At 71.7% G+C, this 9762-nt stretch carries 10 protein-coding genes and 1 tRNA gene; 3 read left to right on the top strand and 8 right to left on the bottom strand.

Features of this window, described 5'->3' with window-relative positions; translation table 11 throughout:
* Positions 1-19: 19 nt before the first annotated feature.
* Together ACIBMZ_RS10280 and ACIBMZ_RS10275 are read right to left on the bottom strand one after the other, a co-directional pair.
* Positions 20-92 (bottom strand) — tRNA-Arg (locus tag ACIBMZ_RS10280).
* A gap of 91 nt (positions 93-183) precedes the next feature.
* The gene (locus tag ACIBMZ_RS10275) at positions 184-720 is read right to left on the bottom strand and encodes a transposase (RefSeq protein ID WP_396692260.1); all 537 of its coding nucleotides are present in this window, start codon (positions 718-720) and stop codon (positions 184-186) included.
* A 240-nt stretch (positions 721-960) separates the two neighbouring features.
* Here ACIBMZ_RS10275 and ACIBMZ_RS10270 point away from each other — a divergent pair, with 240 nt between their 5' ends.
* Positions 961-2223: an ATP-binding protein gene (locus ACIBMZ_RS10270; protein ID WP_396692259.1), complete on the top strand. Its 1263-nt coding sequence runs from the start codon at positions 961-963 to the stop codon at positions 2221-2223.
* Positions 2224-2516: 293 nt separating this feature from the next.
* Here the strand turns inward: ACIBMZ_RS10270 and ACIBMZ_RS10265 are convergent, their stop codons facing one another.
* From ACIBMZ_RS10265 to ACIBMZ_RS10250, 4 genes are all read right to left on the bottom strand, one after another.
* A complete protein-coding gene (locus tag ACIBMZ_RS10265) occupies positions 2517-3053 on the bottom strand; it encodes a hypothetical protein (RefSeq protein ID WP_396692258.1) in 537 nt (178 codons plus the stop codon).
* Between the two features lie 121 nt (positions 3054-3174).
* Positions 3175-3753, bottom strand: a complete 579-nt coding sequence (locus ACIBMZ_RS10260; RefSeq protein ID WP_396692257.1) for a hypothetical protein — start codon at positions 3751-3753, stop codon at positions 3175-3177.
* On the bottom strand, positions 3750-5087 hold the full coding sequence (locus ACIBMZ_RS10255; RefSeq protein WP_396692256.1) for a hypothetical protein: 1338 nt from the start codon (positions 5085-5087) through the stop codon (positions 3750-3752). The genes ACIBMZ_RS10260 and ACIBMZ_RS10255 overlap by 4 nt, the downstream gene beginning before the upstream one ends.
* Positions 5084-5851 carry an ATP-binding cassette domain-containing protein gene (locus ACIBMZ_RS10250; protein WP_396692255.1) on the bottom strand — a complete coding sequence of 256 codons (768 nt, stop codon included), beginning with the start codon at positions 5849-5851 and terminating at the stop codon, positions 5084-5086. The genes ACIBMZ_RS10255 and ACIBMZ_RS10250 overlap by 4 nt, the downstream gene beginning before the upstream one ends.
* Positions 5852-5997: 146 nt before the next feature.
* Between ACIBMZ_RS10250 and ACIBMZ_RS10245 the strand changes: the two genes are divergently transcribed.
* Both ACIBMZ_RS10245 and ACIBMZ_RS10240 read left to right on the top strand, forming a co-directional pair.
* Positions 5998-7254, top strand: a complete 1257-nt coding sequence (locus ACIBMZ_RS10245) for a sensor histidine kinase (RefSeq protein WP_396692254.1) — start codon at positions 5998-6000, stop codon at positions 7252-7254.
* A complete protein-coding gene (locus ACIBMZ_RS10240) occupies positions 7251-7919 on the top strand; it encodes a response regulator (RefSeq protein WP_396692253.1) in 669 nt (222 codons plus the stop codon). Before ACIBMZ_RS10245 ends, ACIBMZ_RS10240 begins: the two co-directional genes overlap by 4 nt.
* Before the next feature lie 67 nt (positions 7920-7986).
* Here the strand turns inward: ACIBMZ_RS10240 and ACIBMZ_RS10235 are convergent, their stop codons facing one another.
* Together ACIBMZ_RS10235 and ACIBMZ_RS10230 are read right to left on the bottom strand one after the other, a co-directional pair.
* On the bottom strand, positions 7987-9069 hold the full coding sequence (locus ACIBMZ_RS10235) for an alcohol dehydrogenase catalytic domain-containing protein (RefSeq protein WP_396692252.1): 1083 nt from the start codon (positions 9067-9069) through the stop codon (positions 7987-7989).
* Complete coding sequence (locus ACIBMZ_RS10230) at positions 9056-9754, bottom strand: GntR family transcriptional regulator (protein ID WP_396692251.1); 699 nt, start codon at positions 9752-9754, stop codon at positions 9056-9058. The genes ACIBMZ_RS10235 and ACIBMZ_RS10230 overlap by 14 nt, the downstream gene beginning before the upstream one ends.
* Positions 9755-9762 lie beyond the last annotated feature (8 nt).

Raw genomic sequence — 9762 nt, 5'->3', positions numbered from 1 at the left:
TTTAGGCTGATCTTCGAGGTGCCCCCGGCAGGATTCGAACCTGCGACACACGGTTTAGGAAACCGATGCTCTATCCCCTGAGCTACGAGGGCCGGACGATCAACGCCGCTCGGCGGCGGCTGTCAGCGTACCGCAGGAAGCTCCCGGGGTGATCAGCGCTGGCACCGCCACCAGCGGGAGTCCCTACGCGAGTTCGCACAGCGCCACCTCTGCTGATCTTGACTGTTTGGGCTGGTAGGGGTTGCGGTGGGTTTTCCCTTCGGCTCGCTTCTTGTCGTAGTAGGCGCGTGATCGTGGGCAGTGGGTCAAGGCGGTGAAGCTGGACATGCGGAACACCCGGCGTAGACCCCGGTGGTATCGGTGCGGCCGGATCTGATGACCTTGCCGGCGTCCGGAGTCGCGGGAGATCGGGGCGAGCCCGGCGTGGGCGGCGAGCGCTGCGGCGCTGGGGTAGGTGGTGAGGGTGCCGGCGTGGGCGAGGAACTCGGCGGCGAGGGTGGTGCCGATGCCGGGCAGGCCGGTGACGATCTCTCCCAGTTCGTGCTCGGCGCCCACCGCGGTGATGGTTTTCTCGATGGCGACGATGCGGTCGTTGACCGCTTCCAGATCGGTCGCCATCTGCGCCACGATCCCGGCCGCAGTGGCCTCCCCCGCGACGGCGACGGTCTGCGTCCGCGCGGCAGTGAGGACTTTGACGGTCAGCGCCTTGGCGGCCCGCACGCGTGCTGGCGCAGGTACCTCTGGCTGCCGCCCCAGCCCGCCAGCGCTGGGAGAACGCCTTCCCCCGAACTCGCCGCCACCCGCAGCAACGCGGCATAGCGGTGGACCCCTTCCACGAACCGGCTCGCCCGCGTGGCCCGCAGATCGAACACCAAATGACCGCGTACCGAACACACCTCGTGCCGCAGATCGAAAGCCAAGGTCCCCGCAGATCGATAATGCGGGCGTTACGATGACGCCGTGCCCACACCGCACCTAATCCCCCGCCGCGCCGCCGCGCAGGTCAATGCTGCTCTGGCGGACACCCGCGTTGTCCTGATCAGCGGAGCACGCCAAGCAGGCAAGAGCACCCTGGTTCGCCTCGTTGCCGGCGATCGTCTAGCCGAGCGCCGCGATCTTGATCGGGCTCAGGACCGGGCGGCGGCGATCGCCGATCCGGTCGGGTTCGTGGACTCCTCCGAACTCCTGGTCGTCGACGAGATCCAGCGCGCTCCGGAACTACTACTGGCCATCAAGGCAGCAGTCGACGAGGACCCTCGTCCGGGCCGGTATCTGCTCACCGGATCGTCACGGTTGTTCGGCATGGTGGCCGCCCCGGACGCGTTGCCCGGCCGGATGGAGACCGTGGAACTCTGGCCGTTCTCCCAAGGAGAACTCGACGCTGAGCCGGACGGATTCATCGACGCCGTCTTCACCCTCGGTCCTGACCTGCGACACGAGTCGGAGGTGACCCGCGCCGACTATGCGGCCAGGATAGTGCGCGGCGGCCTACCCGAGGCCACCACCCGTACCGACCCGCGCCGCCGCCAACGGTTCCTCGACGCCTACGTCCAGGCGCTCATCGACCGCGATGTCCGGCAGTTGTCCGACATCCAGCACAAGGGCGAGCTACGCAAACTGGTACGCCTGCTTGCGGCCAGGTCCGCGACCATCATCGCCGCCAATTCCCTCGAATCCTCCCTCGGGCTCAGTCGACCGACGATCGCCCGCTACCTCCAGGCCCTGGAAGAGATCTTCCTGATCAAGCGGATCCCGGGCTGGTCCCGCAATCTGGGCACCCGGACCACCGCCGCATCGAAACTGATCTTCGTCGACTCGGGCATCGCCGCCAACGAGATCGCGACTGACGCCCGGGCACTGCTCCGGCCGGGCGCACCGTTCGGCCCGTTGCTCGAATCATTTGTCCTGTCCGAGTTGTCCCGGCAGCTCACCTGGTCCGAGCAGTTCGTCGATCTGTCCCACTACCGGGACCAGAGCAGGTACGAAGTCGACGCGGTGCTCGAGAACCGAGCTGGTCAGGTGGTCGGGATCGAAGTCAAAGCAGCCACCACCGTCGGACCCGACGACTTCCGCGGGCTACGCCGGCTCGCCGAGCGCCTCGGCAATGACTTCGTCGCCGGCATCGTCCTCTACACCGGAACCTCCACGCTGCCGTTCGGCGACAGACTCCGCGCCATGCCGGTCAGTACCCTGTGGCAGGCTCCCGCCCCGACAGCAGACTGAACTCGCCCGCAGGTCGCTCCTCAGCCGGCCAGGGTCACAGAGGACCGAAAGGGCGTGGTCTGCTGATCTTCAGCAAGCGATCGCAACTGGACCGCGCAGCGACCGGCACACGAGGCCAAGAAGCCAAGAACCGCAGGTCATCGGCCTACGGACAGCGGCGGAGCGTCGGGGTTAGGAAAACCGATGCTCTATCCCCTGAGCTACGAGGGCCGGACGATCGACGCCGCTCGGCGGCCGGTTGGCGTCGGGAAGTCGAGACGGGCCGACGGGGACCACCGCCGCAGGGTGCGTCCTCACTCAGTGCTGCCTCGATGGTGATGATGCGCGGTCGGCGGCCGCTGCCGGCTGCGGCGCAGGTCCTGGACGAGCCGTGGCGACCGTCCCCGAGTCACCTGTGAGAACCAGGTGCGCGGTGGGTAGCTCAGCCTCACCACGAAGTAGTTCACATACTCGAGCACGCCGAACAGCCAGATTCCGACCACCAGGGCGCCTGTGGCGAGGGAGTCCGGGAACCAGACGAGCACCCCGACCAGGCCGCCCGCGAGGACGGCAACGTCGACCACGCGAAACACGTGGTACGACGCCGCCAGTCCGCGCGGCATGTGGCCCGTCCCGATCCAGCGACGCGCGAGCAGCCAGTACGCCCCGCCTTGCGTCAGGATCAGCAGGAGCGGAACGAGCGCGGACCACAGAGCGCGTACATCCGTCGGGTCTGCAAATCGTGGTGTGACCCGCCATGCCACCACGGCGAAGACCACGACGGAGAGGAGCTCACCGCTGCCGAGACTCACATACCGCGGCCGCATCTTCTGGTGGTGCTGGGAGGACACCCGCCGAGTATGCGCTGCATCGCGAGCCCCCCCGGCGAACAGCCCATCGATCGGCGGACGACGGGCGACGAGACGACGGGCGACGAGACGACGAGACGACGAGGCGACGGGCGGAACAGGATCAGCTGACCGGGCTGATCCGGCGGGGGCCACGGATCACGTAGCCGGCCGCACCGGTGACCGCGAGGACCCCGGCGGTCGTCAGGGCCGCCACGCTGTCCGCCGGCTGGCCCGCCCAGGTGAGCAGGTGCAGCGCCATCGGCTCCGGTACGGCGGGGATGCCCGCCGAGACGCAGCCCGCCACGACCGGCAGTGTCCAGGCCAGCCGCCGACCGAACACCACCGCCGCCAGCGCGGCGAGCCCGACGAAACCGGCCGCGTCCCTGAGCACGATGCCGACCGGCGCCGTCGTCACGGCCGTCACCACAGCGGATCCGACCACGAGGATCGCCGCCAGGTGCACCGCGCGGCGCGGTACCCACCGGATCGCCGCGGTCGCGTCCAGGGTGCCGTCCGGCCCGCCCAGGCCGTACCCGAGGACACCCACGCCCAGCGCCAGGGCCAGCGCGGCGGTCGTCACGGCATGTCGTCCGTCGGCCTGTGCGGCGCCGATCCAGGCCAGCAGGCCCATGGCCGGCACCGCGCACAGCAATCCTCCTGGCACCTCACGGGAACGGAGGAACAGCAGCGCCGAGGTCACCGGCCGCCTCCGATGCCGAGGGCGGCAGCCTGGTCACCGCAGGTCAGACCGGCAGCGCGTACGGCGGCGACCCGGCGGACCTGCTCGTCGTCCGGCAGCGCGGTGAACGTCGTCCACATCTCGTCCCGGACGGCCTGCTCGTCCCCGAAGACGTTCTGGCCGGGCGCCGGATGACCGCCGTGCAGCCAGGCGGCCGTCACGGACCGGGCACGCAGCGCGTCGAGGTAGGAGTCGTCGTCGGCGCGGACGCAGAGCGGCGTACCGGCCCCGGCCAGGATGCGGGCGGTCAACTCGGCGGGATCGTCGGTCGCGGTGAGGTTGCCGGTGTCCAGCCACGCCTCGGTGGCCGGCTGTGGACGGCCGAGTCCGGGTGCCGCCTCGTGGACCGAGGTCGGCGCGTCCGGCAGTTCGGCGAGCAGACGCAACGCCTCCCGGGCCGGTGCGACGAGCGCGGGCAACTCCCGGCTGTGGGCCGCGCTGACGCAGACCTTCGGCCCGTCGTCGGTGGTGCACACCTCGGCGACTGCGGCCGGGTCGATCGGGAAAGCCTCCTCCAGCGGCACGGTCAGCATCGGCGCGGCGAGTGCCAGCCCGAGTGCCGGCGGGACGACGGCGAGCAGTCGTAGCACCGGGTTCCGCGCGAGGAACAGCACCAGTCCCCCGGCGGCCAACCCCCCGAACCACCCCGCCTGCCCCGCGCTCACCGAACCGGCGACCATCTCGAACTCGGAGATCGTGGTGGTGAAGAAGGGCAGCAGCAGGGCCGCCCCGGGGTCGGTGGCCTCGCTGGGCCTGGTCAGCTCGATCGCCGCGAGAAGTGCGGCCAGGCCGCCCACACCCAGGACCGCAGGGGTGTACGCGTACGGCAGCAGCCGGCCCACGCCGAGGCCGAGCCAGCCGGCGGCGACCAGGGCCAGTACGCCGACCAGTGTCACCGCCGGCCAGCCGGTGCCCGGGTGGCCGGCGGCGGCGGCGACCTTCGGTGCCCCGGCGGCCAGCACGAGAAGGTAGCCGGCCGCCAGGCAGGCTGCGGTGACCAGGGCGAACGGTCCCGTCCGCCGCCATCGGGAGACCGGGGTGGTGCCCAGCAGTTCCTCGATCCGGTTGCGCCGGTCCCGGCCCGCCTGCCAGGCACCGGCCGCCAGCGCCAGCGGCCAGAGGATCACCAGCATGATGCGCTGGAAGACGGCGAGGATGGTCCACTGCTGGTCCCAGAGGGCGGTCTGCCCGGTGAGCGCGAGCACATAGAGTCCCGCCACACCGAGCGCGGCGGTCGCGGCCCCCGCGAGAAGCGCGTCGGAGCGGCGTAGTTCGATCCCGACGATCCGGTTCACGGCGCCACCACCAGTCCGGCGCGGTGCCGCGTGATCAGCGCCGAGTACCCGCGTTCGATCGGGCTGTCCCCGGCGTCGTCGGGACCGCCGGCTGCCGCGATGTCGTCCGGCGTGCCATGGAACACGATCCGGCCGGCGTCGGCCAGCACCACGCTGGTGCAGGCGGCGGCCACGTCCTCGACGAGGTGCGTCGAGACGACGACACAGGAGCGTTCGCCGAGGTCACGCAGCAGTGCCCGGAAGTCGAGCCGCTGCTGCGGGTCGAGGCCCACGGTCGGCTCGTCGAGCAGCAGCAACTCCGGTTCGTTCACGATCGCCTGCGCGATCCCGGCCCGGCGCAGCATGCCGCCGGAGAGCGCCTTCAGCCGGGAGTCCGCCCGGTCGGCCAGACCCACCCGCTCGACCGCGTTCCGCACGGCCCGGCGTCGCCTGCCGCGCGGCACGTCCTTGATCCACGCCATGTACTCGACGAACTCGGCCACCGTGAAGCGCGGGTAGTAGCCGAACTCCTGGGGTAGGTAGCCCAGGGCTCGCCGTACTGCGCGCAGGTCGGGCCGCCCCTCCATCGGCTGTCCCAGCAGACGGAGTCGACCGTGGTGCGGGGGCAGTACGGTCGCCAGCGCCCGGATCAGGGTGGTCTTGCCGGCGCCGTTCGGGCCGAGCAGCCCGTGGACGCCGGCGCCCAGATCCAGGTCGACGCCGTCGACGGCCACGTACCGGCCGGTCCTCACTCGCAGACCCTCGGCCTGCACTGTCGTTGCCACGATTTCCTCCGCTCGTCGTTCGGTGCGGGTTCGATCGTGCGACGGCGGGGCGGGGACGCACCTCAACCGTGTTACCGACCGGCGCTGCGGGGAGTCGGCCGAAAGAACTACGCCGACCGGACGCCGGTGTCGTACCGTGGCCTTCCGTGCTGGTCATCTTTCCGGGTCCTCGCAGGTCACAGCGGGTGACGGCGGGTCTGCTCGCGGTCGTGGCGGCGGCCCTCGTCGTCCTCGAAGGGCTCGACGGCCCCACCCTGCCCGCCACGCTCGGCCTGATCGTCAGCGGGCTGCTCGCGGTCGCCGTGGTGCTGCTGGCCGAGGCCCGCCCGATCGCACTCGCCGTCGCGGCGGCGGTGTCGCTCGCGGTCTCGATCGCGTTCGGGCTCATCCCGACGCTGCGCCCGGAGCACACGTTCGGCGTCGTGGAACTCGCCGTGCTCTCGGTGGCGGTGATCCGCCTGGTCATGCAGCATCCGATCCGGCACGCGGCAGGTCCGGCCGCCCTGGCGATCCTCGCCATCGCCGTGCTGCCGTCCCGGGTCCTGCTGCATCCGGTCAACGCGGGGACCATGGCGCAGTACGGCGACCTGGTCGTCGTCGCGCTGACCGCCTGGGTGCTGTTCCTGGCGCTGCTCGGCCTCTACCTGCGCCTGCTGGAGCGCCGCCGGGTCGACCTCGACCGGCTGGCCCGACAGGCGGAACGCATGGACCACGCCCGCGACCTGCACGACTACGTCGCACACCACGTGACCGCGATCGTGGCGCAGACGCGCGCCATCCGATTCGTCACGAGTTCTGGTGCGGCGCCGTCCGCCGAGGACCTGGACGAGTTGCTGGCCGGTGTCGAACAGGCCGGCGGTCAGGCGCTCACCTCGATGCGTACGCTCGTCGGCCTCCTGCGCGACGAGACGGCCACGCCCGCGCCCGCCCACGGCACACTGGACGAGATGCTCACCGCGGTCACCGGCACCCTGCCCCCCGGACATCCCACGCCGACCGTCTCCGTCGACGAGGCGCTGGCGCACCGGCCCATGCCCGACGCCACCCTCGACGCGGCACATCACACCGTGCTGGAAGCGCTGACCAACGTGCTGCGCCACACCACCGAGGTGACGCGGATCGACATCGGGATCCGGATCCGGACCGATCGGCCCGATCTCGCCGAGGTGTCGATCCGCAACGACGGAAAGCCCTCCGGGTCGCCGCTGCCGGCCGGCGGCTTCGGCCTGACCGGCCTCGGCGAGCGGGTACGGGCTGCGGGAGGCGAACTCTCGGCCGGGCCCGACGAGTCAGGATGGCAGGTCACCGCGACCCTGCCGATCGACGACCGCCCTCCGGGTGGTCGACGCCGGTTCCGTCCGCTCGGGCGCGGGGCCGGGGCCGCACCGAAGGACGACGCATGACCATCCGGCTCCTGCTCGCCGACGACCAGGACATGATCCGTACGGCGTTCCGCATGATCCTGACCACCCAGCCGGACATCGAGGTGGTGGCCGAGGCGGCGGACGGCGAGGCCGCCGTGGACCAGGCCCGCCGACTCCGCCCCGACGTGTGCCTGCTCGACATCCGGATGCCGAAGCTCGACGGCCTCGAAGCGACCCGGCTGCTGGCCGGTCCGGCCGTCCGGGACCCGCTCAACGTCCTCATCGTCACCACCTTCGACCTCGACGAGTACGTCTACCGGGCGCTGCGCAACGGCGCGTGCGGCTTCCTGCTCAAGGACACCTCACCCAACCTGCTGGTGGAGGCGGTACGCGCCGCTGCCGCCGGGACCTCGCTGATCTCCCCGGCGGTGACCGTGCGGCTGCTGTCGCACCTGGCTCCCCGCCGGGTCGACGAACCCGGGACACCGGAGGCACCGCCCGTCGAGCCGCTCACCGAACGCGAACTCGCCGTGGTCCGGCTCGTGGCGCACGGGCACACCAACGACGAGATCGCCGGACGGCTCTTCGTGACGCTCTCGACGGTCAAGACACACCTGGCCAACGTGCAGCGCAAACTCGCCGCCCGCAACCGGGTCGAGATCGCCGCCTGGGCATGGCGCAACGGCGTCTGCTCCCCGCCCTGACCACGCCCACGTCCATCCCCTGACGTCGGTGCGGCGGATCGTCCGCACCGACCGGGCGAACGTCCGGTCAGCCGACCGCGCTGGTGGCGGCCTGCCGGCCGTACGGTGCGAGGAAGACCTTGTCGGCGGTGCCGGACCGCTGCTCGGCCAGGGCCGCCGGTAACTCGTCGAGCCCGAAGAAGGCCGGGGTCAGGCGCTCCAGCGGCAGTGCGGAGAGCAGCCCCACCGCCCGCTGGTGGGTGTACGGGTTGATCAACGCGCCGATGATCGTCAGCTCGCGGGAGAAGATCTCGTTCGGCCGGATGCCCGCCTCGTCCTCGGGGTGGGCGACTCCGAAGACCAGGATCCGCCCGCCCCGCGACGCCATCGCCATCGCGTCGCGCAGGATCCGCGACGACCCGACGGCGTCGACGACGTACGGGAATCCGAAGCCGCCGGTCAGCGCCCGGGCCGCCGCCTGCGTCCCCGGGTCGGTCGGGTCGAACGCCGCGTGCGCCCCCATCGCCAGGGCCAGCCTGCGCCGGTCCGCACGCGGGTCCATCGCCACCACCGGGGCACAGCCGGCGGACCGGGCCAGCGCCACCATCATCGCCCCGGCCGGACCGGCGCCGTAGACCAGCGCCGGTAGGCCGGAGACCGGCGCCAGCCGGTCCATCCCGTGTACGCAGCAGGCCAGCGGCTCGGTCAGCGCCCCGATCCACGGCAGCGTTCCCGCCGGCAGCCGGTAGGCGATGCGCGCCGGCACGACCTGCCGTCGGGTCATCCCGCCGTCCAGTCGTACCCCGTAGCCGCGCCGGTGGTCGCAGAGGTGCTCCTGGCCGAGTCGGCAGTACGCGCAGGCGGTGCAGTAGCGGTGCGGCTCGACGGTCACCAGGTCACCGACGTCGAGCCCGTCGACGTCGGCCCCGACCTCGGTGACCCGACCGCAGACCTCGTGCCCGAGCACGACCGGCCGGGCGGCGGGGAAGGAGCCCGCCACGATGTGACCGTCGGTGCCGCAGACCCCGACCGCCAGCGGGGCGAGCGCCACCTCGTCCGGCAGCAGGTCACGGGCGGGTACCCGATCCAGCCGGACGTCACCCGGACCGTGGAACCGCACCGCCGTCGTGCTGCCGCGACCGGTCGTCGACACGGTGTCAGAGACTGTCATGCAACAGCTCCTTGAGCCGGCGGATGTGCGCCAACGCGGCCTCCGCCGCGCCGTCCGCGTCACCGGCGCAGATCGCCTCGAAGATCGCCTGGTGCTCGTCGACGGCGAGCAGCATGCCGCCCTGGACGCTGGTGGACCGCATCGCCATCCGGACCCGGCCCTGCACCCCGTCGAGCATCTGGGCGAGCACCGGGCTCTGGGCCGCCAGCCGGATCTCCCGGTGGAACGCCGCGTCCAGTTCCAGGTGCTGGGCCAGGTCGCCGGCCTCGGCGGCAGCCCGGTGCGCGGTCAACAGACCGAGCAGCGTACGCCGCAGTGCCGGAGTGTACCGCTCGGCGGCGAGCCGGGCGGCTGCCCACTCCAGCGCCTCCCGCGCCTCGTAGAGGCTGACCAACTCGGCCCCGCCGATCCGGGCCACGACCGCGCCCCGGTTCATGGTCTCGCTGGCGAGGCCCTCCTGGACCAGCCGGACGACGGCATCGCGCACCGGGCTGCGGCTGACCGAGAACTCCTCGGCCAACGCCGGAACGCTGAGCCGGGTCCCGGGCCGCAGCTCACCGGAGATGATCCGGTCACGGACCGTCCGATAGATGACCTCCCCGGCCCGCACCGCCTCCTCGGCAGGCGGTCGGGCCGAGGTCTCGGCGGCGGTGCGCTGCTGCGGAGGGATCGACGTGGACGGCACAGGTGACC

It is taken from the genome of Micromonospora sp. NPDC049900, from assembly GCF_044461025.1.
Classification (GTDB): domain Bacteria; phylum Actinomycetota; class Actinomycetes; order Mycobacteriales; family Micromonosporaceae; genus Micromonospora.
The sequence above is the reverse complement of the archived record's forward strand: the minus strand, read 5'-3'. Positions and strand labels throughout refer to the sequence as shown.

Bases quoted from the DNA above. Each gene is read 5' to 3' on its own strand.
- ACIBMZ_RS10240 (WP_396692253.1), top strand. From the start codon at position 7,251: ATGACCATCCGGCTCCTGCTCGCCGACGACCAGGACATGATCCGTACG.
- ACIBMZ_RS10235 (WP_396692252.1), bottom strand. From the start codon at position 9,069: ATGACAGTCTCTGACACCGTGTCGACGACCGGTCGCGGCAGCACGACG.